At 74.5% G+C, this 22,583-nt stretch carries 17 protein-coding genes and 1 pseudogene; 10 read left to right on the top strand and 8 right to left on the bottom strand.

Annotated elements, in window-relative coordinates; all coding sequences use genetic code 11:
* Positions 1–41: 41 nt before the first annotated feature.
* The 3 genes from AB0I16_RS13635 to AB0I16_RS13625 are packed head-to-tail and all read left to right on the top strand — an operon-like array spanning position 42 to position 2,787.
* Positions 42–890 carry a CoA-transferase gene (locus tag AB0I16_RS13635; protein ID WP_363249570.1) on the top strand — a complete coding sequence of 283 codons (849 nt, stop codon included), beginning with the start codon at positions 42–44 and terminating at the stop codon, positions 888–890.
* Positions 887–1,666: a CoA-transferase gene (locus AB0I16_RS13630; RefSeq protein WP_363249526.1), complete on the top strand. Its 780-nt coding sequence runs from the start codon at positions 887–889 to the stop codon at positions 1,664–1,666. The genes AB0I16_RS13635 and AB0I16_RS13630 overlap by 4 nt, the downstream gene beginning before the upstream one ends.
* Positions 1,667–1,683: 17 nt before the next feature.
* Entirely contained in the window at positions 1,684–2,787 is a 1,104-nt protein-coding gene (locus AB0I16_RS13625) for a nitronate monooxygenase (protein ID WP_363249569.1), read from the top strand.
* A 215-nt stretch (positions 2,788–3,002) separates the two neighbouring features.
* On the opposite strand, the gene AB0I16_RS13620 is transcribed toward AB0I16_RS13625, so the two are convergent.
* From AB0I16_RS13620 to AB0I16_RS13605, 4 genes are all read right to left on the bottom strand, one after another.
* On the bottom strand, positions 3,003–5,651 hold the full coding sequence (locus AB0I16_RS13620) for an AAA family ATPase (RefSeq protein WP_363249525.1): 2,649 nt from the start codon (positions 5,649–5,651) through the stop codon (positions 3,003–3,005).
* 123 nt (positions 5,652–5,774) lie between these two features.
* Positions 5,775–6,932: an acetyl-CoA C-acetyltransferase gene (locus AB0I16_RS13615; protein WP_363249523.1), complete on the bottom strand. Its 1,158-nt coding sequence runs from the start codon at positions 6,930–6,932 to the stop codon at positions 5,775–5,777.
* Positions 6,933–6,995: 63 nt separating this feature from the next.
* On the bottom strand, positions 6,996–7,553 hold the full coding sequence (locus AB0I16_RS13610; RefSeq protein ID WP_363249568.1) for a TetR/AcrR family transcriptional regulator: 558 nt from the start codon (positions 7,551–7,553) through the stop codon (positions 6,996–6,998).
* A gap of 102 nt (positions 7,554–7,655) precedes the next feature.
* Positions 7,656–8,459: an SDR family oxidoreductase gene (locus AB0I16_RS13605; protein WP_363249522.1), complete on the bottom strand. Its 804-nt coding sequence runs from the start codon at positions 8,457–8,459 to the stop codon at positions 7,656–7,658.
* A gap of 166 nt (positions 8,460–8,625) precedes the next feature.
* Between AB0I16_RS13605 and AB0I16_RS13600 the strand changes: the two genes are divergently transcribed.
* The 4 genes from AB0I16_RS13600 to AB0I16_RS13585 all read left to right on the top strand — a co-directional run bounded on the left by AB0I16_RS13600 (position 8,626) and on the right by AB0I16_RS13585 (position 13,387).
* Positions 8,626–9,858: an acyl-CoA dehydrogenase family protein gene (locus AB0I16_RS13600; protein ID WP_363249521.1), complete on the top strand. Its 1,233-nt coding sequence runs from the start codon at positions 8,626–8,628 to the stop codon at positions 9,856–9,858.
* Positions 9,858–10,844 (top strand): acyl-CoA dehydrogenase family protein, encoded by a 987-nt coding sequence (locus tag AB0I16_RS13595; protein ID WP_363249520.1) that lies wholly within the window; start codon positions 9,858–9,860, stop codon positions 10,842–10,844. Before AB0I16_RS13600 ends, AB0I16_RS13595 begins: the two co-directional genes overlap by 1 nt.
* Before the next feature lie 210 nt (positions 10,845–11,054).
* Positions 11,055–12,245, top strand: a complete 1,191-nt coding sequence (locus AB0I16_RS13590) for an anhydro-N-acetylmuramic acid kinase (protein ID WP_363249519.1) — start codon at positions 11,055–11,057, stop codon at positions 12,243–12,245.
* A 191-nt stretch (positions 12,246–12,436) separates the two neighbouring features.
* On the top strand, positions 12,437–13,387 hold the full coding sequence (locus tag AB0I16_RS13585) for a DUF2510 domain-containing protein (RefSeq protein ID WP_363249518.1): 951 nt from the start codon (positions 12,437–12,439) through the stop codon (positions 13,385–13,387).
* Between the two features lie 209 nt (positions 13,388–13,596).
* Here AB0I16_RS13585 and AB0I16_RS13580 read toward each other — a convergent pair whose 3' ends face one another.
* Complete coding sequence (locus AB0I16_RS13580) at positions 13,597–14,181, bottom strand: TetR/AcrR family transcriptional regulator C-terminal ligand-binding domain-containing protein (protein WP_363249517.1); 585 nt, start codon at positions 14,179–14,181, stop codon at positions 13,597–13,599.
* Positions 14,182–14,342: 161 nt separating this feature from the next.
* Between AB0I16_RS13580 and AB0I16_RS13575 the strand changes: the two genes are divergently transcribed.
* Positions 14,343–15,197 carry a phosphatase PAP2 family protein gene (locus tag AB0I16_RS13575; protein ID WP_363249516.1) on the top strand — a complete coding sequence of 285 codons (855 nt, stop codon included), beginning with the start codon at positions 14,343–14,345 and terminating at the stop codon, positions 15,195–15,197.
* Positions 15,194–16,105: a DMT family transporter gene (locus AB0I16_RS13570; RefSeq protein WP_363249515.1), complete on the top strand. Its 912-nt coding sequence runs from the start codon at positions 15,194–15,196 to the stop codon at positions 16,103–16,105. Before AB0I16_RS13575 ends, AB0I16_RS13570 begins: the two co-directional genes overlap by 4 nt.
* 15 nt (positions 16,106–16,120) lie before the next feature.
* Here AB0I16_RS13570 and AB0I16_RS13565 read toward each other — a convergent pair.
* The 3 genes and pseudogenes from AB0I16_RS13565 to AB0I16_RS13555 all read right to left on the bottom strand — a co-directional run.
* Positions 16,121–16,285: pseudogene (locus AB0I16_RS13565) on the bottom strand (scramblase); the annotation flags it as partial.
* A gap of 45 nt (positions 16,286–16,330) precedes the next feature.
* A complete protein-coding gene (valS, locus tag AB0I16_RS13560; RefSeq protein WP_363249514.1) occupies positions 16,331–18,934 on the bottom strand; it encodes a valine--tRNA ligase in 2,604 nt (867 codons plus the stop codon).
* A 98-nt stretch (positions 18,935–19,032) separates the two neighbouring features.
* Positions 19,033–21,090, bottom strand: coding sequence for a phosphocholine-specific phospholipase C (locus AB0I16_RS13555; protein WP_363249513.1), 2,058 nt, complete (start codon positions 21,088–21,090; stop codon positions 19,033–19,035).
* Positions 21,091–21,373: 283 nt separating this feature from the next.
* Between AB0I16_RS13555 and AB0I16_RS13550 the strand changes: the two genes are divergently transcribed.
* Entirely contained in the window at positions 21,374–22,579 is a 1,206-nt protein-coding gene (locus AB0I16_RS13550) for a serine hydrolase domain-containing protein (protein WP_363249512.1), read from the top strand.
* Positions 22,580–22,583 lie beyond the last annotated feature (4 nt).

Genomic DNA, 22,583 nt, shown 5'->3' with positions numbered 1-22,583 from the left:
GGGCGGGCGTGGCGGGCGTGACGGCCCGCGCGGGCAAGGTCATGACGCCCGACGAGGTCGTGGGGCGCCTGGAGAGCGGGATGACCCTCGGCATCGGCGGCTGGGGCTCGCGCCGCAAGCCGATGGCCCTGGTGCGGGCCCTGCTGCGGTCCGACGTCACGGACCTGACCCTCGTGTCGTACGGCGGCCCGGACGTCGGCCTGCTCGCCGCCGCCGGCCGCGTCCGCAAGCTCGTCACGGCCTTCACCACCCTCGACTCGATCCCCCTGGAGCCGCATTTCCGGGCGGCACGCGAGCGCGGCGCCTTCCCGCTCGTCGAGCTGGACGAGGCGATGTTCCTGCACGGCCTCACCGCGGGCGCCCAGCGGCTGCCGTTCCTGCCGACCCGCGCGGGCCTCGGCTCCGACGTCCTGCGCGTCAACCCCGGCCTGCGCACCGTCACTTCGCCCTACGAGGACGGGGAGGAGCTGGTGGCGGTGCCCGCCCTGCGGATGGACGCGGCCCTGGTGCACATGAACCGCGCCGACCGCTTCGGCAACGGCCAGTACCTCGGCCCCGACCCGTACGTCGACGACCTGTTCTGCGAGGCCGCCGACACCGCGTACGTGTCGTGCGAGCGGATCGTCCACTCCGCCGAGCTGACCGCGCACGCGGCGCCGCAGACGCTGCTGGTCTCGCGGCACGCGGTGACGGGCGTGACCGAGACACCCGGGGGCGCGCACTTCACGTCGTGCGCGCCGGACTACGGCCGGGACGAGCCCTTCCAGCGGGCCTACGCCGCCGCGGCGGCCGAGCCCGGCGGCTGGCGGGCCTTCTGCGACCGCTTCCTCTCCGGCACCGAGCGGGACTACCACTCGGCCGTCCGGACATGGCACAAGGAGCAGCGATGACGCACACCGGCCCGACGGACGGGCGGACGACGACCCGCGCGGAGTACTGCGTGATCGCCTGCGCCGACGCCTGGCGGGACGACGGCGAGATCCTGGCCGCCGCCATGGGCACGATCCCCTCCGTCGCCGCCCGCCTCGCCAAGCTGACCTTCTCCCCCGACCTGCTGCTGACGGACGGCGAGGCCCTGCTCATCGGTGACGTGCCCGCCGTCGGCGACGCCTCGGGGGTGACGGAGGGCTGGCTGCCGTACCGCAGGCACCTGACGATGGTGGCGGGCGGCCGGCGCCACGTGATGATGGGGGCGAGCCAGATCGACCGCTTCGGCAACCAGAACATCTCCTGCGTCGGCGACTGGGAGCGGCCCACGCGGCAGCTGCTCGGGGTGCGCGGGGCCCCGGCCAACACGGTCAACAACCCGGTGAGCTACTGGATACCGAAGCACTCGCCCCGGGTCTTCGTGCCGAAGGTCGACATGATCAGCGGCGTCGGGTACGACAGCGCCGCCGCCGCGGGGCCCGCGGCCACCCGCTTCCACGAGCTGCGCCGCGTCGTCTCCGACCTCGGCGTCTTCGACTTCGCCACGCCGGACCACCGCATGCGGGCCGTGTCCCTGCACCCGGGGGTGACGCCCGGCCGGGTGCGCGAGGCCACCGGGTTCGCCCTGGCCGTGCCCGACGACATCCCGTGCACCCGCGAGCCGACCGCCGGGGAACTGCGGCTCATCCGCGACGTGGTGGACCCGCGGGGGCTGCGCGAGCGCGAGGTGCGGGCGTGACGGCGGACCCGCCCGTCATCGGGACGCCGCTGACCCGGCTGGCCGGGGTGCGGTACCCCCTCGTGCAGACCGGCATGGGCTGGGTCGCGGGGCCGCGCCTGGTCTCGGCCGCGGCCGAGGCGGGGGTGCTCGGCATCCTCGCCTCCGCGACCATGTCGGTCGAGCGGCTGCGCGCGGCGGTGCGGGAGGTGAAGTCCCGTACGGACGCGCCCTTCGGGGTCAATCTGCGGGCCGACGCGGGAGACGCGCGGGACCGCGTCCGCGTGATCGTCGACGAGGGGGTGCGGGTCGCGTCCTTCGCGCTCGCGCCGTCCCGGGAGCTGATCGCCGAGCTGAAGGACGCCGGGGTGGTGGTGGTCCCCTCGGTCGGCGCGCGACACCATGCCGAGAAGGTCGCGGCGTGGGGCGCGGACGCGGTGATCGTGCAGGGCGGCGAGGGCGGCGGCCACACCGGTGAGGTCGCCACGACGGTCCTGCTGCCGCAGGTGGTCGACGCGGTGGACATACCGGTGGTGGCGGCGGGCGGGTTCCACGACGGCCGCGGCCTGGCCGCCGCGCTCGCCTTCGGGGCGGCGGGGGTGGCCATGGGCACGCGCTTCCTGCTCACGGCGGAGTCGACGGTGCCGGACGCGGTCAAGGCCCGCTATCTGGCGGCGTCGGTCAAGGACGTCACGGTGACCACGCGTGTGGACGGCCTCCCGCACCGCATGCTGCGGACGGAGTTCGTGGCGGCCCTGGAGAAGTCGGGCAGGGCGGCCTCGCTGGTACGCGCGGTGCGCCACGCGGCGGCCTTCCGCGAGGTCTCGGGCATGAGCTGGTCCCGGATGCTCCGCGACGGCCTGGCGATGCGGCACGGCAGGGAGCTGACGTGGAGCCAGGTGCTGCTCGCGGCCAACGCCCCGATGATGCTCAGAGCCGCGATGGTGGACGGCCGCCCCGACCTCGGCGTGATGGCTTCGGGCCAGGTGGCGGGCGTGCTCGACGACGTCCCCTCGTGCGCGGAGCTGGTGGAGAGGGTGATGCGGGAGGCGGACTGGGTCCTGGGCGGACTGCACGGAAGCCGGTGCCCGGCCGTGCCCGGGCCATCGGACCGCCCACCCGAAGCCACCCCCCGCCCCTGACCCGAACACCCGACCGACCAGAACCGAACCCCCCGGCCCGACCAAGGCCACACCCCACACCGGCCCGCCAGCCCGACCGACCCCGAGGCGCCCCCGCGAAAAGCCGCCGGCGGCCCTGGACCGGGGGTGGCCGGAGCCGGTCCTCCCGCCTGACCGAGCCCATGACCCGCGCCGGTCCGGAAGCGAGGTCTGGTCCGAGGCGCCCCCGCCAGGGCCTAGTGGCGTGCCGGGGACAAGTGGTCGAGGGCGCGGTCGACCAGGCCGTCCGCGCCGCAGATGCGGGCCAGGGTGAGGCCCCGCTCCAGCTCCGGGGCGGACTCCGCCGCGATGCCGTACTCGACGCGGGCCACGGCGTGTTCGTACGCGGAGGGTGAGGACTCCAGGTAGGTCGCCGCCTTGCGGTACAGGGCCACCGCGCGCGGGCCCGTCTCCAGGGCCGCCGCACACCGCAGGGCCTCACCGATCGCGGTGTCCGTGCCGAAGCGCTCGGCCTGCTTGCGCGCGTCGGAGACGAGGTGCGCCGCCCGCTCGGGGTCCTCCGGCGCCACGGCACGCGCCAGGTCGTACGCCCACGGGGCGAGCACGGTGTTGTACTGGCCGCGCGCGGTCAACGCCTTCCCTGTGGCCTCCAGTTGGGTGAGCCCCTCCTCCGTGCGGCCGAGGGCGAGCAGCAGTCTGCCCCGCACCGACATGGCGTCGGGCACGTAGATCGTCGAGGCGGAGGGCGGCGCGAAGCCGTACCGGCCGGCGATCGCGCCCGCCTCCTGGACGTGCCCGCGCGCGAGGAGCGTGTCGACGAGCATGCTGGCCACCTCCCAGTGCATGGGCAGGCCCTCCCCGACGCGGTCGGCGAGGCGCAGGCCCTCGCGCAGCGAGCGCTCGGCGTCGGCGAGCCGTCCGCGCCTGCGGTGCACATAGCCGAGGAAGGCGTGCGAGAGCGCGAGGTGACCGCCGCTCCACCCGGCGCGGTCGTAGGCACGCACGGCCTCGGTGAACAGGCTCTCCGCCCGGTCGAGCCGGTCGGAGAAGGCGTAGCACCCGCCGAGCATCAGGCGGAGTTCGAAGCTCCACTCCGTGTCGGTCCAGCCGAGCCCCGGCGCGAGGCGGCCGTTGACGAGGGCGCGGTCGCAGAGCTCGACGACCAGCTCCGCGTTCTCCCCGCGGGTCATGGCGTCGAAGGCGCGCAGGATGAGCAGGGCGCGCTCGGAGTTGTCCCGGCCCGTGAGCGGCCCCGCCAGGGTGGCGAGCCGCCGCGAACGCCCCGGCGAGTCCTCCTCGCCCGCGTGGATGCCCTCCCACATGTAGTGCACGGCCTGGAGCCGCAGCCGCGCGGGGCCGGGGGCCAGCCGGCCCGCCTCTTCGGCGATGGCCCGCAGGCCCTCCTCCAGCTGGTCGTTGTGGACGAGCGCCTGGGAGAGGCGGCAGACCGCGTCGACGCGCAGGTCCTGGTCGAGCCCGCGCATGGAGAGCGCCTCGCGCAGATGGGCGATGGTGGTGGCGGGTGAGGTCAGCAGGGTGGCGCAGCCCAGTTCGTAGAGCACGCGCGCGTGGATCTCGGGCAGCGGTGGTTCCCGCAGGGCCCGTTCGAGGCAGCGCCGGGCGGCGTCGGGCGCGCCCACCGCGAGGTGTTCGGCGGCGGCCTGGCGCATCTGCTCGACCAGTTCGGGGTCGTCGTCGGGGTGGACTTCGAGCAGGTGCCGGGAGGCCGCGGCGGCGCCGAGCCCGGACTGGGTGACGACGGAGGCGGCCCTGCCGTGCAGGGCGGTGCGCGTGGCCCCGGAGATCGAGCGGTAGACCGTGCTCGCGATCTGCGGGTGGACGAACTCCAGGCTTTCGGCGTCGCGCAGCAGGATGCGCGCGGCGCAGAGCCGGTCCGCGCAGTCCTCCGCCTTGCCGCGGGGCATTCCGGCGAGCCGGGCGGCCAGGTCGAGGGAGATGTCCGTGCCGAGGACGGCCGCCGCCCAGGCGAAGCGGTTGGCGTCGGGGCCGAGGCTCGCCAGGCGGGCCACCAGGCCGTTGCCCTTGGCGGTGCGGTTGAGGGCGCGCAGGCCGTCCGCGGAGCTCTCGACCGGTTCGAGTTCGCTGTCCTGCACCTTGGCGAGGAGCTCCACCGATTCGTACGGGTTGCCGCCGGTGACCGCCCACACCTCGCGGCAGAAAGGGGCGTCGGCGTGCTCGCCGAGGGTGGCGCGGGTCAGTCCCGCGGCGGCCTCGGGGCTGAGCGCGCGCAGGGTGCTGAAGGTGCGGGCCCTCGCGTCGACGGAGGCGATGTGGCGGGCGCTCTCGCGTGCGGCGTCGCCCGGCCGGTGGGCGACCACGACGAGCACGGGCAGTTCGTCGAGGCGGCGGACGAACGCGGCGAGCCACTGGAGCGTCTCCTGGTCGGCCCAGTGCGCGTCGTCGATGATGAGGACGAGCGGCCACTTCCAGTGGGCGAGCCGCGTGACCGCCTCGACGAGGCCGTCGCAGACGGCCTGCGGGTCGACCTGCCGCCCGCCCGGTTCGGTGAGGCCGAGGGCGGGGCCCGCGATGTCGTACCAGTCGCCGAGGTAGTCGCGGCCCTGCTCGGGCGAGAGGGCGACGAGGGCGGGCTGCAGGAGCTGGCGTACGACGTTGAACGGGACGGAGGTCACCGTCTCGCCGCCGCGCGCCGACCAGACGGTGGCGCGGCCCTCCGCCATGCGGCGCACCGCGGCGAGGAGCGCCGTCTTGCCTATGCCCGCCTCGCCGCTGAAGGCCAGGAGGCCGCCCGCGCTCGTGGAGTCCATGCAGAGCTCGTCGAGGGCGCGGGACGCGGCGGCGAGCTCGTCGTCGCGCTCCCACAGCGGGGCCCAGGCGGCTCCTCCGGGCCGTCCCTGCGTCATCGCTTCCTCCCGGGGTCGCTCAATCGACGTACTGAGTCGAGCCTAGCCGGGTCGGGGCCGCCGTGGAGCGCCGTCACGACACGTACTCCCACGGGGTGGGCGAGGCGCGGGGGAGAGCCGGTGTCAGAGCCGTTCGATGATCGTCACGTTGGCCTGGCCGCCGCCCTCGCACATCGTCTGGAGGCCGAACCGGCCGCCGGTGCGCTCCAGTTCGTGCAGGAGCGTCGTCATCAGCCGGGCGCCGGTCGCGCCGAGGGGGTGGCCGAGGGCGATCGCGCCGCCGTTGACGTTGACCTTCTCGGGGTCGGCCCCCGTCTCCTTCAGCCAGGCGATGACGACCGGCGCGAACGCCTCGTTGATCTCGACCAGGTCGATGTCGGCGATGCTCATGCCGGTCTTCTTCAGGGCGTACGCGGTGGCGGGGATCGGCGCGGAGAGCATCCGGATGGGGTCCTCGCCGCGCACGGAGAGGTGGTGCACACGGGCGCGCGGCGTCAACCCGTGTTCCCGCACCGCCCGTTCACTGGCGAGGAGCATCGCCGCGGCGCCGTCGGAGATCTGCGAGGAGCAGGCGGCGGTGATGGTGCCGTCGGCCAGGACGGGCGCGAGGCCCGCCATCTTCTCCGCGGTGGTGTCCCTGCGCGGGCCCTCGTCGGTGGTGACGTCGCCGAACGCGACCAGTTCGCGCGCGAAGCGGCCCTCGTCGATGGCGCGGACGGCCCGCTGGTGGGAGCGGAGCGCGAACTCCTCCATGGCGCGGCGGGATATGCCCCACTTGGCGGCGATGAGCTGGGCGCCGTGGAACTGGTCCACGGGCCGGTCGCCGTAGCGGGCCCGCCAGCCCTCGCTGCCCGCGTAGGGGCCCTCGGTGAGGCCGAGGGGTGCGGCGGCGGCGCGGGACGCGAAGGCGATGGGGATCATCGACATGTTCTGCGTGCCGCCGGCCACGACGAGGTCCTGGGTGCCGGAGAGGACGCCCTGCGCGGCGAAGTGCACGGCCTGCTGGGACGATCCGCACTGCCGGTCGACCGTCACGCCGGGCACCTCCTCCGGCAGCCCGGCGGCCAGCCAGCTGGTGCGGGCGATGTCACCGGCCTGCGGGCCGACGGTGTCCAGGCAGCCGAAGACGACGTCCTCGACGGCCGCAGGGTCGACGCCGGAGCGCTCGACGAGCGCCGTCAGGACATGGGCGCCGAGGTCGGCGGGGTGGACCCCGGAGAGCCCCTTCCCGCGCCTGCCGACGGGCGTGCGGACCGCTTCGACGATGTAGGCCTCGGCCATGGCGTGCTCTCCTCGGTCGTGGAACGCGTCGGTCGTAGGACGCGCCGCACTCCGGCGCGTCGCTCAGGTGCGTACGGAGATGCCGTCCAGGACCATCGACAGGTACTGGCGGGCGATCTCCTCGGGGCTGTGGCCTCCGCCGGGGCGGTACCAGGACGCGGCGACCCAGACGGTGTCGCGCACGAAGCGGTAGGCGAGGCGGGTGTCCAGGTCGTCGCGGAAGACGCCTTCGGCGACGCCGCGCTCCAGTGTCGTCAGCCACGCCTTCTCGAAGCGCTGCTGGGAGTCGGACAGGTACTGGAAGCGCTCCTGCGCGACGAGGTGCCTGGCCTCCTTCTGGTAGATCGCGACGGCGGCGCGGTGCCGGTCGATCTCCCTGAAGGACTCGGTGACCAGGGCCTCCAGCGTGGCCCTGGGGTCCAGCTCGGCCCTGAGCACGGTGTCGTACCCGTCCCACAGCTCGGTGAGGAAGGTGCGCAGGATCTCTTCGAGCATCGACTCCTTGGAGTCGAAGTGGTAGTAGAGGCTGCCGGCGAGCATGCCCGCGGCGTCGGCGATCTTGCGGACCGTGGTGGCGTCGTACCCCTGCTCGGCGAAGACGTCGGCGGCGATGCCGAGCAGTTCGTGGCGCCGCTCGGGCGAGGGGCTCTGCCGCGGGGCGCCGGTGCTCCGCGACGGTGTGCTGGTGCGCTGTTTCGGTTTCGACACGTGCCCATTCTCCGCCTACGCGTGCTGACTGCTGACCGAGACCGTCTCCCCCGTCATGTACGAGGAGTAGCCCCCGGCCAGGAAGACGATGACGTTGGCGATCTCCCACGGCTCCGCGTGCCGCCCGAAGGCCTCGCGGGCCGTCAGCTCTTCGAGGAGCCCGGGCGGGGTGACCTTCGCGAGGTGGGGGTGCATGGCGAGGCTCGGCGCGACCGCGTTGACGCGGATGCCGTGCGGGGCCGCCTCGACCGCGGCGCAGCGGGTGAGGGCCATGACGCCCGCCTTGGCGGCGGCGTAGTGGGCCTGGCCGGCCTGGGCGCGCCAGCCGAGCACCGAGGCGTTGTTCACGATGACGCCGCCGCGCGCGGTCGCCCGCAGGCGGCGCAGGGCCGTGCGAGTGCAGCGGAACGTGCCGGTCAGCGTCACGTCGATGACCTTGTCCCACTGCTCGTCGGTCATCTCCGTGAGCTGTGCGGTGCCGCCGAGGCCCGCGTTGTTCACCACGATGTCCAGGCGGTCGTGGCGCGCCTCCGCCAGGTCGAACAGGCCCTGCACCTGTGCTTCTTCGGTCACGTCGCACGGGATGCCGGCCACGCGGTCCGCGCCGAACTCGTCGGCGAGCGCCGCCACCGTCTCCTTGGTGCGGCGCGGGTGGGCGTCGCCGATCACGACGCGGGCGCCCTCTTCGAGGAAGCGGCGGGCGGTGGCGCCTCCGATGCCGGCCCCCGCGGCGGCCGTCACCACGGCGGTGCGCCCCACGAGCAGGTCGTGGCCCGGCGGGCAGACGGGCGTGTCCGGCGGCCGAGCGGATGCGTCCATGGGCTGCCCTCCCGTCCGGGGCCGCGGCCGTGCGGAACGGCCATCGGGCTCCGGACTCCTCGCTCTCGACTCCTCGACGCCACCCAGGGTAATCTACCAAACACTTGTTAGGGAAGCAGGGGGGCAGGGAAGTCGCCTGCGCCGGGAGACAGGGGGCGGACCGCCGATGGATCTCGACTTCACCGCGCGGGAGCGCGAGTTCGCACGGCGGGCGCGCGCCTGGCTGGCCGCGCACGTGCCGGCGGCCCCGCTGCCGTCCCTGGAGACGGAGAAGGGCTTCGCGGCCCACCGGGAGTGGGAGCGCGAGCTGGCGGCGGACCGCTGGTCGGTGGTCTCCTGGCCCGAGGAGTTCGGCGGGCAGGGCGCCGGCCTCGTCGAGTGGCTGCTGTTCGAGGAGGAGTACCACGCGGCGGGAGCGCCGGGCCGGGTCTCGCAGAACGGCATCAGCCTGCTCGCGCCGACCCTCTTCGACCACGGCACCGCCGAGCAGCGCGCCCGGGTGCTGCCCGCCATGGCCACCGGCGAGGTGATCTGGGCGCAGGCGTGGTCGGAGCCGGAGGCGGGCTCGGACCTGGCGTCGTTGCGGTCCACCGCGCGGCGGACGGAGGGCGGCTGGCTGCTCGGCGGGCAGAAGGCGTGGTCGTCACGGGCCGCCTTCGCCGACCGCGCGTTCGGCCTCTTCCGCTGCGAGCCGCCCGGGACCGAGGCCGCCGGGACCGAGGCCAGGACCGGGGCCGAGGCCAGGACCGGGGCCAGGCACCAGGGGCTGGTGTACCTGATGTTCCCTCTCCGCGCGGACGGGGTGACGGTCCGTCCCGTGCGGCGTCTCGACGGCAGGCCCGCCTTCGCCGAGATCTTCCTCGACGACGTCTTCGTGCCCGACGAGGACGTCATCGGCGAGCCGGGCCAGGGCTGGCGCATCGCCATGTCGACCACGGGCAGCGAACGCGGTCTGACCCTGCGCTCCCCCGGCCGCTTCCTCGCCACGGCCGACCGCCTCGCGCGAGAGTGGCGGGCGCGGGGCGACCCGACGGACACGGCCCTGCGCGACCGGGTCGCCGACGCCGTCATCGGGGCGCGGGCGTACGAACTCTTCACCTGGGCGAGCGCGTCGCGCCTCGCGGCCGGGGAGACGCTCGGCGCCGAGTCCAGCCTGAACAAGGTGTTCTGGTCGGAGCACGACATCGCCACGCACGAGACGGCGCTCGACCTCCTGGGGGCGGAGGGGGAACTGGCCGACGGGGCCGGGAGAGCCGACGACGGCGCGGCCCGCTGTCCGTACGACTGGGCCGAGGGGTACGTCTTCTCGCTCGCCGGGACCATCTACGCCGGGACCAACGAGATCCAGCGCGACATCATCGCCGAGCGGCTGCTCGGGCTGCCGAAGGGGCGACGCTGATGCGGTTCCTTCTCGACGCCGCGCAGCGGGAGTTCGCGCGCTCGCTGGACGCGATGCTGACGGCGGCCGACACCGTGGCCGCCACGCGCGCGTGGGGCTCGGGCGACCATGCCCCCGGCCGGGCCGTGTGGCAGCGGCTCGCGGACGCCGGGGTGTTCGCGCTGGCGGTTCCCCGGGAGTACGAGGGGTTCGGCCCGCTGCCCGCCGAGACGGCCGTCGCCTTCGTGGAGCTCGGCAGGCACGCCGTGCCGGGCCCGGCCGTCGAGACGGTGGCCGCGGCGGCGCTGCTCTCCCGCCTGGCCGCGCTGGGCGATCCCGCACCGGCCGAGCGGTTCCTTCCCGCGCTCGCCTCGGGCAGGTCGAGCGCCACGCTGACGCTCCCCGACGGCGGCCCGTACGCCGTGGACCCGCAGGCGGCGGACCTCATCCTGGCGGTGGACGAGGGCGGGCTGCGCCGTGCGCCCGGCCACGCGCGCGTGCGCCGGTCGCTCGACCCCGCGCGGCGTCTGGCCGCGCCCCTGCCCGGCGGTGAGCCGCTCGCCACGGGCCCGGCGGTGGCCGAGGCCGCCCGGCACGCGACGGACTGGGCGGCGCTCGCGACGGCCGCGCAGAGCCTCGGCGTCGGACTCGCGCTGCTCGACCGCACCGTGGCGTACGTGGGACGGCGCACCCAGTTCGGCGCGCCGATCGGGGCGTTCCAGGCGGTCAAGCACCGCCTCGCGGATGTCCTCGTGGCCCTGGAGTTCGCCCGGCCGCTGGTGTTCGGGGCCGCGCTGACCATGGCTCCGGGGGACGTCGCGGCGGCCAAGGTGGCGACGGCCGACGCGGCGTACGGGGCGGCGCGCGCGGCACTCCAGCTGCACGGGGCGATCGGGTACACCGCGGAGTTCGACCTCTCCCTGTGGCTGACCAGGGCGCGGGTGCTGCGGAGCGCCTTCGGGGACCCGGGGTGGTGGCGGGGGCGGGTCGTCGCCGCGCGGGAATGAGCCCGCCGTACCGGGTCCGCGCCCCCCGTGACCCAGCGCGCGGGGTGGCGGTGCCCGGCCCGCCGCGGGGGGAAAAGCGCACGTCCGGAGGCCGGGCCGGAGTGGCGGAGCACGGAGCCCGATGACGTGTTCGAGTAAGGGGGGTCACCCGCGGGCCACGGGATGCGATGATCAAGCGCACGGGTGAGCCGACCGGGAAGGAGGCCCCACGTGCGCGTGATCGGGCTCATGTCAGGGACCTCGTACGACGCGATCGACGCGGCAGCCGCCGATCTCCACCTGGACGGCGACCGTCTGACGCTCACTCCCCTGGGGTCGATCAGCAGGGGCTACGACGAGGGACTGCGCTCCCGGCTCGCCGCCGCGCTGCCGCCCGCGGCCACCACGCTCGCCGATGTCTGCCGGCTCGACACGGAGATCGGCCGGGCGTTCGCCGCCGCGGCGGTCGAGGCGGACCGCGAGCTGTGCGACGGCCAGGCCGGGCTTGTCGCCTCGCACGGCCAGACGGTCTACCACTGGGTGGCCGACGGGCAGGTGCACGGCACCCTGCAGATCGGCCGGCCCGCGTGGATCGCCGAGGCGACGGGGCTGCCGGTGGTCGCCGACTTCCGCCCGCGCGACATCGCGGCGGGCGGCCAAGGCGCGCCCCTGGTCAGCTTCGTGGACCGGATGTGGCTGCGCGGCAGGCCCGGCGCCCCCGCCGCGCTGAACCTCGGCGGCATCGCCAACATCACCGCCCCCGACGGCACGGCCTTCGACACGGGCCCGGCCAACGCCCTGATCGACGCGGCGGTCAGCGAGGCCACGGACGGCCGCCTGGCCTACGACGCGGAAGGCGACATCGCCGCCCGCGGCACCGTCCACGAGCCGCTGCTCGCCCGGCTGCTCGCCGAGCCGTACTACGCGCTGCCCGCGCCGAAGACGACCGGCAAGGAACTCTTCCACCTGCCCTATCTCCATGCGGCGCTGCGGGGGTTCGGGACACTGCCCCTAGAGGACGTCGTCGCCACGCTGACCCGCCTCACCGCCCGCACGGTCGCCGACGCGGTCCGCTCGGTGCGCGCCACGGAGGTCATCGCCTCCGGCGGCGGTACGCGCAACCCGGCTCTGATGGCCGCGCTGCGGGCGGAGTTGGGCGGCGCCGCCGCGCTGCGCACCTCCGACGAGCTGGGCCTGCCGTCCGCGGCGAAGGAGGCGTACGCCTTCGCGGTCCTCGGCTTCCTGACCCTGCACGGCCTGCCCGGCACCGACCCGGCGAGCACGGGGGCACGGCACGCCAGCGTGCTCGGTTCGATCACTCCCGGCCGCCGGGGGACGACGTGGCCGGAACCCGTCCAGGAGAGCGAGGGGCCGGTGCGCCTGGTCATCGACGGGACGGGGAGCGGCGGCGGGCGCCGGTAGGGCGGCGCCCCTCCCGCCCCCTCACGAAGCCTCCCGCGGGCCGACCCTTTCGCCGGAGACCGGAGAAATGACCGCGGAAGTGCCCGACCGGCCGAGGTCGGTGGGGGTCCTGTGGGGGTCCGTGCGGGACGGGGCCACTGAGGACCGCCCCTCTCATCCCGCTTTCACGGTGGGCTCATACTCTGGCGCCCATGACGCAGATGACTCCCCCCGGCTGGTACCCCGATCCCGGCCAGGCCGCCGGCGCCCCTCCCACCGAGCGCTGGTGGGACGGGAACGCCTGGACGGATCAGGTGCGCGCCGCCGGCGGCGCGTACACGCAGCCGGCCACGACCGCCTTCCCGCCGTATCCGGCACAGCCTCCGGCGCCGCGGCGGCGCGGCCTGCGCGTCGCGATCGCCACGGGCGCCGTGCTCGTCGTACTCGCCGGCATCGGCGGCGGCGTGTACGCCCTCACCTCCGACGACGACGGCGACGGCGGCTCCGCTTCCGACGAGGCGTCGTCCGGGGCCCCGCGGGCGCCGGGGAACTCGGAGGCCCCCGACGCGCCCCGGTCGCCCGGGTCCGAGGAACCGCGGGCACCGCGGGCGCCCGGGCAGGAGGCGGGCTTCGCGACCGACCCGGTCAACGGCATCAAGATCCCGATCCCCGACGGCTGGAAGGGCGGCACCACGCTGAAGGGGGCCGGGGTACAGACGGACCCCATCCCGTGTCCGGGCAACAGCGGCGAGCAGTGCACCCGCGGCAGCGCGTTCTCCCAGTCCGCCGAGGAGCTGAAGCTCGACGCGGAGACGCCCGAGGAGGCCGCGAAGCAGGACATCGCCCGGAACGCGAAGGAGGGGTACGGCGGCAAGACCTACGGCCGGATCACCTCGCACAAGGTGCTGGCCTCCAAGGCGATCACCGTCGCCGGGCAGAAGGGCTACCACGTCCGCTGGAAGGCCGTCACGGAGAAGAGCGACGACGGGTACGTCGAGTCGCTGGCCTTCCCCTCGCCCGCCGACAAGGACAAGATCGTCGTCGTGCGCATGGGCATCGACGTGAACGACAAGGCCCCGTCCGTGTCGGCGATGGACACGATCGCCAAGGGCATCAAGGCCGGGCCCGCCGGCGGCGGAGGCGGCACGGGCCAGGACGTCTGACCCGGCCTGACGGCCGTCCGGACTTCTGGGCCGGCGCCCGGGCGGTGCCCCCAAGCACCGCCCACGGGCCGCCGGACCAGCGGGCCGGCGGGGTTCCTCGCCGCTCAGGAGGAACCCCGTCCGGCCCGGGGGTGCGCGCCGCCCCCGTCCCCACGGTGCGGCGCGGGCAGACCCGGGTCACGTCATCCGGCGGACCCGGGCCCACGATCTCAGGTGAGGCCGAGCGCGGGCAGCACGCAGGTCTCGACGAAGCGGGTCAGATACTCCTCGTCGGCGTGTTCGCCCTCGATGACCGGTCTGGCCCGCAGCACGCCGAAGAGCTGCACCGTGAGGAACTCCACCGCCGGGTGCCCCGCCGCGATCTCGCCGCGCTCGACGCCCCGCCGGATGATCGCCTCCATGGCCTGCAGCTCCGGCTCCACCAGCGTCTCACGCAGCGCCCGCTGCAGGTCGACGTCCTGGAGGACCGCGTGGCTGAGCGCCTGGACCAGCATGGTGTCCCGCCCCGACTGCTCGCCCGCGGCCCGGGCCGCGGCCCGCAGGTCCCCGGCGAGGCTGCCGGTGTCGATGTGCGCGAAGCGCACGCAGCGGTTGGCCCGCAGCGCCGCCGCCACGAACTGCGGCTTGGTCTTCCACTGCCGGTAGAGCGTGGACTTGCTGCACCGGGTGGTCGCGGCCACGCCCTCCATGGTCAGGGACTCGTACCCGCACTGGCGGAGCTGGTCGAGGACGGCGTCGTAGAACTCCTGCTCACGCTCCGGCGTGATCTTCGAGCGGCTCGACGTCGACGTCATGACTCTTCTCCTCGGTACGGCGGCCGAACCGGTGCCATCGGCCCCTGTCGATACGCCAGTGTACCGGTACGCCTCCGTATCGGTACACTGGCGTATCGATGAGTGGGGCGATCCCCCGCTCAGCACCGCACCACCCAGTCGTCACGTAAAGGGGCCGGGGGATGAAATCCCGCACCGAGCCTGCCGAACGGGAGCCGGACTCACGCGTCCGGGAGCCGGACATCTCTGCCCGACCGCCCCTCGTCCGCGAGCTCCTCCTCGTCATAGGACTCTTCCTCGTCTACAAGTTCGGCAGGCAGCTCGCCAACGGACACACCGGCGAGGCCTTCCGCAACGCGCACCACGTGTGGGACGCCGAGCGGACCCTGCGCCTGCCCGGCGAGGGCGCCGTGCAGGACCTCCTGCTGCACGGCGAACCGCTGATCCACGTCGCGAACACCTACTACGCGACCGTGCACTTCCCCGCGACCCTGCTCTTCCTGGTCTGGCTCTACGCGCGCCGCCCCCGGCACTACGTCTGGGCCCGCCGGGTGCTCGCCGCCCTGACCGCGGCGGCGCTCGTGCTGCACCTGGGCTTCCCGCTGGCGCCGCCGCGGATGCTGGACGCCGCCCGCCTCGTGGACACGGCGCAGGTGTACGGGCCCTCGGTGTACGCCGCCAGGCCCGCGACGGACACCATGGCCAACCAGTTCGCGGCCATGCCCTCGCTGCACTTCGGCTGGGCCCTGATGGTGGCGATCGGCATGATCGTGGCCACCTCGACGCGGTGGCGCTGGCTGTGGCTGCTGCACCCCCTGCTGACCCTGCTCGTGATCGTCGGCACGGCGAACCACTACTGGCTCGACGCGCTCGTGGCGACCGCCCTGCTGGGCGTCGCGCTCGCGGTGATCCGCCTGCCGCGCCCGCGCCGGTCCCTGGTCGTGGCCCACTCCCCCGGTACGGCGCACGAGCCCGCCGCCGCACCGCCCGGCCGGGCCGACGTGCCCGAGCTGGCCGCCACGGGGGCCGGACGGTGAACGCCACGCTCCTCGCCGTCGCGCTCTCCCTCGTCTCGGCCGCCGCGTACGCGGCGGCGGCCGTGGCCCAGGAACGCCTCGCCGCCCGGGTCACCGAGGGCGAGAGCGGGGCCCTGCGGATGCTCGCCGACGGCGTCTGGTGGTCGTCGGTCGGGCTCAACGCCGCCGCCGCGCTGCTGCACGTGGCCGCCCTGAAGTACGGTCCGCTCACGCTGGTCCAGCCCCTCGGGGCGCTCACCCTCGTCGCGGCCGTGCCGCTCGGCGCGCGCCTCGCGGGGCGCCGGGTCACGCGCCTGGAGTGGCGCGGCACCGGTCTCACGCTCATCGGCCTCGGCGCGCTGCTCCTGACCGCTTCGGGGCCCGCCCCCGACGACACCCTGACCGTGCCCGAGGCGCTGGTGGTGGCCGCGGGGACCATGGTCGTCATCGGGGTGCTCTCGCGGCCCGGCACCCGGCCGGGGCTGCGGCACGCGACCGCGTCGGGCTTCGCGTCCGGCGTCGCGTCGGCGCTCACGCAGACCGTCACGGTCGCCGTCACCGACCGCTCGGGGCCGCTGCTCACCCCGCAGGTCGTCGTCGTGGCGCTGCTCGTGGCCGCCTTCGCCGCCGGCGGTCTGCTGCTCTCGCAGACCGCCTACCGCGGCGGCCTCGGCGCCCCGCTCGCCGTGGTGACGCTCTCCAACCCGGTCGCGGCCTCGGTCATCGGCGTGGCGCTGCTCGGCGAACGCCTCCGGGGCGGCGTCGTGGGCATCCTCCTCGCGGTGGCGGGCGCCGCGGTCGCCGCTTACGGGGTGCTCGTCCTCACGCGCTCGCCCCGCGCCGCCGCCGGTGTCCCCGCGCCGGAGTACCTGCCGGCGATCCCGGGCCAGGCCGTGGAGCCGGCCACGCTGGGCCTGACGCGCTCCTGAGGGCCCGCGGCCCGGTCACCCGAAGCCGCGGGAGTCCCGCTTGAGGGCGGTGTCGACGGTCGGGGCCGTCGCCACGACCAGGCTCAGGAGCGGCTCGGGCAGCTGGCAGTGGATCTGCGGGACGTGGTTGTCCGCGGTGGTGAACATGGTCTTCGCGAGGCCCTCCCAGGTCTTCGTGATCCCCGCCGGGCCCTACCTTCCGGCCACACGTGTCCCGCCAGCCCCTCACGGCGCACCGTCCCGCTGGAAAACGGCGTCCAGCCGCAGCGGCCCCTGCTCCTCCCGCAGCTCCACCGCCGCGATGCGGCCCGCCGCCCGCACGTCGCCCTCGGCCAGCGCGAACCGGTCGAGGACCGCGCGAGGCGCCGAGACCGTGGCCCGCGCGACCTCGGCCCGCATGGACAGCTTCGCCCGCGACTTGGCGCCCCGGACGGCCGCGACGGCCTCCGACGCCGTGCCGAGCAGCGCCTCGTCGCCCGCGTACCGGCGCAGCTCGTCGGCGCTCGGCCAGGCGGCGCGGTGCACGGACCCGTCGCGCCACCAGGACCAGACCTCCTCGGTGACGAACGGCAGGACCGGTGCGAAGAGCCGCAGCAGGACGTCGAGCGCCGTGCGCAGGGCGGCCCGCGCCGACCGGGTGGCCGCGGTGTCGCCGTGGTCGCCGTACGCCCTGGCCTTGACCAGCTCCACGTAGTCGTCGCAGAAGCGCCAGAAGAGCTGTTCCGTACGGTCGAGGGCGCGCGCGTAGTCGAAGGCGTCGAAGGCGGCGGTGGCCTCGTCGACGGCCGTGGCGAGCGCGGCGAGCAGCGCCCGGTCCAGCGGCTCGGTGACGGCGGCGGCCTCGATTCCGCCCGCCGTGCCGCCGGCCGCGGCGTCCGCTTCGGCCCCGCCCAGGCCCAGGACGAACTTGCCGACGTTGAGCAGCTTCGTGGCCAGGCGCCGCCCGATCCTCATCTGCCCGGCGTCGAACGCCGTGTCCGTGCCGGGCCGCCCGCTCGCCGCCCAGTACCGGACGGCGTCGGACCCGTACCGGACGAGCAGGTCGTCGGGGGTGACGACGTTGCCCCGCGACTTCGACATCTTCTTGCGGTCGGGGTCGAGTATCCAGCCGGAGATCGCCGCGTGCTTCCACGGCGCCGAGCCGTGCCCGGTGTGGGCGCGCACGATGGTCGAGAACAGCCAGGTGCGGATGATCTCGTGGGACTGCGGGCGCAGGTCCATGGGGAAGACCCGGGCGAACAGATCGGGGTCCGTACGCCACTTGCCCGCGATCTGCGGGGTGAGCGAGGACGTCGCCCAGGTGTCCATGACGTCGGGGTCGCCGGTGAAGCCGTGCGGTTCGCCGCGCCGGTCGGCCGTGTAGCCGGGCGGGGTCTCGGCGCTCGGGTCGACGGGCAGGGCGTTCCGGTCGGGGACGATGGGGCGGGAGTGGTCCGGCTGTCCGGCGCCGTCCAGCGGGTACCAGACGGGGACGGGGACGCCGAAGAACCGCTGGCGGCTGATCAGCCAGTCGCCGTTGAGGCCGCCGACCCAGTTCTCGTAGCGGACCCGCATGTGCGGCGGGTGCCACTCCACCTCGGCGCCGCGCGCGAGCAGTGCGTCGCGCAGCCCGGCGTCGCGGCCGCCGTTGCGGACGTACCACTGGCGGGTGGTGACGATCTCCAGGGGCTTGTCGCCCTTCTCGAAGAACTTGACGGCGTGCGTGCCGGGACGCGGTTCGCCGAGCAGGTCGCCGCTCTCGCGCAGCAGCTCCACGATCCGTTCGCGCGCGGTGTGCGCGGTGGCGCCCGCGAGCCGGGCGTACGCGGCGACGGCGTCCGGCGTCTCGACGCCGCTCGGCGGTTCGGCGAGGAGGCGGCCGTCCCGGCCGATGACCGGCCGGGTGGCGAGCCGCAGCTCACGCCACCAGGTGATGTCGGTGGTGTCGCCGAACGTGCAGACCATCGCGGCGCCCGTGCCCTTGCCGGGCGCCGCGAGGCGGTGGGCGACGACGGGGACCTCGACCCCGAAGAGCGGGGTGCGGACGGTGGTGCCGAACAGCTCGCGGTAGCGCTCGTCGTCGGGGTGGGCCACCAGCGCGACGCAGGCGGGCAGCAGCTCGGGCCGGGTCGTCTCGATCTCGACCGGGCGGCCGTCCGCGCCACGGAAGGCGAGCCGGTGGTACGCGGCGGGGCGCTCCCTGTCCTCCAGCTCGGCCTGGGCGACCGCCGTGCGGAAGGTGACGTCCCACAGCGTGGGCGCCTCGGCGACGTACGCCTCGCCGCGGGCGAGGTTGTCGAGGAAGGCGAGCTGCGAGGCGGCACGGGCGTCGGCGCCGATGGTCTGGTAGGTGTGCGACCAGTCGACGGACAGGCCCAGCCTGCGCCAGAGCCGCTCGAAGACCTTCTCGTCCTCGACGGTGAGCCGCTCGCACAGCTCGATGAAGTTCCGCCGGGAGACGGGAAGTTGGCGCTTGCCCGGATGGTCCGGCGGGGTGAAGCCGGGGTCGTACGGGAGGGAGGGGTCGCAGCGGACGCCGAAGTGGTTCTGGACGCGGCGCTCGGTCGGCAGCCCGTTGTCGTCCCACCCCATGGGGTAGAAGACTCCCTTGCCGCGCATGCGCTGGTAGCGGGCGACGGCGTCGGTGTGCGTGTACGAGAAGACGTGGCCGACGTGGAGCGAGCCGCTGACGGTGGGCGGCGGGGTGTCGACGGAGAAGACCTCCTCCCGCGTCTTCGACCGGTCGAAGGCGAATACGCCCGACGCGGCCCATCGCCGTGACCACGTGTCTTCGAGCCCGTCGAGGACGGGCCTGTCGGGGACGCCTGCGCGGCGACGGGTGAAGGCCATGCATGAGGATGCTAGCCAGGTGCGGGGGCCCGCTGCCTCCCCATTTCCCGGCCGCCGTTCCCCCCACCGGTCGCGGCGGGGGGAACGGGAGGCGCGCGTCAGGCGGTGATGAGGGCGGGGTCGCTGACGCCCGGCGCGCCGGTCTCCACATGGCCCGCGAACCGCCGCAGGAAGCCCGCGTCGGCGTCGGACCGCACCGTCAGGTCGTACCAGCGCCGGGTGCGGCGCAGGTCGACGGTGTGCCGCACGGTGGCGCCCGCCTCGACCTCGAAGGCCCGGGCGGTTCCGCCGTAGGCGTTGGCCAGCTTCAGGTGCACGTCGGTGCTGCCGGCGTTCGTGAAGGTCAGCTCGATGTCGCCCGTGGTGGCGTCGTGGCGGGCGGTGACCTCGGGGCCCGCCTTCTTACCCGGTCCCCTGAAGGTGCGCAGGAATCCGTTGGGCCCGAAGACGGAGAGGTCGTACGAGCCGTTCGAGTACGCGGAGTTCCAGGTGTCGGAGAGCGTCCTGCCCGCCTCCGTGGTGTACGTCCAGGGCCCGTCGGCGCGGTTCCCCGAGCGGACGTGGAAGCAGACGCCCGCCTTGTCGCCGCCGGCGAAGGTCAGCGTGAACTTCCCGGCGGCGGCGTCGGCGGCGCCGTCCACCAGCGGGGCGTACGGCAGGGCGCGCGCGGGCCGCGAGCCGCGCTCCTGTCCGGGCAGCGCCGGATCGGCGGGCGCCTTCGGGACGTAGTCCGGATGGCGGTCGCCGTCGGGCGGCTCGTAGGCCGCGGTGCCGGGGAGCCCGGCCGGTGCGGTGTCCCGCCGCCCGAAGTCGAACGCGGAGGTCAGGTCGCCGCAGACGGCGCGGCGCCACGGCGAGATGTGGGGCTCCCCGACGCCGAAGCGGCGCTCCATGAACCGGATGATCGACGTGTGGTCGAAGACCTCGGAGTCCACGAAGCCGCCGGTGCTCCACGGCGAGACGACGATCATCGGCACGCGCTGGCCGAGGCCGTAGTGCCCGGCCGCGTAGGAGGCGTTGCCGGGGAAGTGGTCGAGGGTGGTGTCGACGGTGGACTTGCCCTGGTCCGCGTCCTTCGGGACGTAGGGCGGCACGACGTGGTCGAAGTAGCCGTCGTTCTCGTCGTAGGTGAGGAACAGCGCCGTCCTCGCCCACACCTCGGGGTTGGCGGTGAGGGCGTCGAGGACCTGGGAGATGTACCAGGCGCCGTAGTTCACCGGCCAGTTGGGGTGCTCGGTGAAGGCCTCGGGGCAGGCGATGTAGGAGACCTGCGGCAGCGTGCCGGCCTCGACGTCCGCCCTGAGGAGGTCGAAGTAGCCGTCGCCCGCCGTGGCGTCGGTGCCGGTGCGGGCCCTGTCGTACAGCGGGTCGCCCGGCTCGGCGTCGCGGTACTTGTTGAAGTACAGCAGGGAGTTGTCGCCGTAGTTGCCCCGGTAGGCGTCCTCGATCCAGCCCCAGTGGCCGCCGGCGTCCAGGCCGTCGCCGATGTCCTGGTAGACCTTCCAGGAGACGCCCGCCGCCTGGAGGCGCTCGGCGTACGTCGTCCAGTCGTACCCCGCCTCCTGGTTGCCGAGGACGGGGCCGCCGCCCTTGCCGTCGTTGCCGACGTGTCCGGTGAGCATGTAGTAGCGGTTGGGGTCGGTGGCCCCGATGAACGAGCAGTGGTAGGCGTCGCAGACCGTGAAGGCGTCGGCGAGCGCGTAATGGAAGGGGATGTCGTCCCGTCGCAGGTACGCCATCGTCCGCTCGGACTTCGCGGGTACCCACTGGTCGTACCTGCCGTTGTTGAACGCCTTGTGGCCGCCGGCCCAGTCGTGGTCGAGGCCCGCGATGAACCGCATGCCAAGGTCCTCGGCGTCCGGGTGGAACGGCAGGACCTCCTTGGCGCCGTTCGGCTGGTTCCAGACGGGTCTGCCGTTGGGGAGCGTCACGGGGCGCGGGTCGCCGAAGCCGCGTACGCCCTTCAGCGTCCCGAAGTAGTGGTCGAAGGAACGGTTCTCCTGCATCAGGACCACGACGTGCTCGACGTCCTCGATGGTGCCGGTGACGCGCCTCGCGGGCAGCGAGGCCGCGCGCGCGATGCTCTGGTCGAGCATGGCGTAGGTCGCGGTGCCACCGGCGAACCGCAGGAAGCGGCGCCGACTGAGTTCTGGCATGGCTGTTCCGACCTCGTGATCTGTGGGGGACGCGAGCGGGGTGAAGTGTGCCAAGGGGAGCAAGCGTTGCGGAAGGGGCGGTGAGCGGCGTGTGAAGGGGCGTCCGACCCCCGGCGGCGGGGGGCACGAGGCCCCGGCGCGGGGTGTACCGGGGCGCCGCGCCGGGTGTCTTCTTCACGGCACCCTCACATCCGGGGACACGGGAGGCGCGCTCCCCGGGTAGGTGCTGGAGGCAACCATGCTCGACGATGCGGTCCGCCCGGCCCACCGCCAAGGAGAGTCCATGTCCGTACGCGTCCACGGCACCTGCGCCCCCGGCTTCGAGCCCGTCCGCGAGGAGTTCGCGAGGAACTTCGCCGAGCGCGGCGACCTGGGAGCGGCCGTCGCCGTCTCGGTCGACGGGGAGTTCGTCGTCGATCTGTGGGGCGGTTCCGCGGACCGCGCGGGCACCCGCCCCTGGGAGCGCGACACGCTGGTGAACACCTACTCCATGACGAAGGGCCTGACGGCGCTCTGCGCCCATCTGCTCGTGGACCGCGGGGAGCTGGACCTGGACGCCCCGGTCGCCCGCTACTGGCCGGAGTTCGCGCGGGCCGGCAAGGAGGACGTTCCGGTGCGCTGGCTCCTGAGCCACCGCAGCGGGCTGATCGCGCCGGGCGAGCCGATGCCGTCCGGCGCCGTGTACGACTGGGAGAAGGTCACCGAGGCGCTGGCGGCCACCGAGCCGTGGTGGCGGCCCGGCACCGCGCAGGGCTACCACGCGGTGACCTTCGGCTTCCTGGTCGGCGAAGTCGTACGGCGGATCACCGGGCTCTCGCTCGGCGCGTTCCTGCGCGCGGAGGTGACGGGGCCGCTCGGCGCCGACGTCCGGGTCGGCACCCCGGACAGCGAGCACGGACGGTGCGCGGACATGGCCCGTCCCGAGGGGGCGGCGCCGGGCGGCACCGTCTTCGGCGACGCACCGGGGCCGCCGGTCGGCGGGCTCGACGAGCATCCGATGGCGCCGGTCACGCTGGCCCTGCGGTACCTGCCGCTCGGCGACGTGAACGCCCCCGCCTACCGCCGGGCGGAGATACCGTCCGCCAACGGCCACGCCACCGCCCGCGGCATGGCCGCCGTCTACGCGGAACTGGCGTGCGGCCGGCTGCTGGGCGCGGGTGCCGTGGAGCGGCTGCGCACCTCGCAGAGCGCGGACGGCGAACCGGACCTGGTGCTCGCAGCGGGCAGCCCGTTCGGCGCGTCCTGGCCGTGGGGCCTCGGCTTCATGCTGAACCCGTACGGGCAGGCGGGCCCCAACCCCCGCGCGTTCGGGCACGGCGGCGCGGGCGGCTCGTACGGCTTCGCGGACCCGGAGAACCGTGTGGCGTACGCGTACGTGATGAACCGCATGGGCGCGGGCACGTCCGGCGAGGACCTGCGCAGCTACCACCTGGTGGACGCCCTCTACCAGGCGCTGCGGGAACGGACCGGCGGGGTCGCGGGGTTGTGAGGTG

The organism is Streptomyces sp. NPDC050703 (genome assembly GCF_040654435.1).
Lineage (GTDB): Bacteria > Actinomycetota > Actinomycetes > Streptomycetales > Streptomycetaceae > Streptomyces.
Note: the sequence above shows the minus strand (reverse complement) of the source record. Positions and strands in the feature narration are given on the sequence as shown.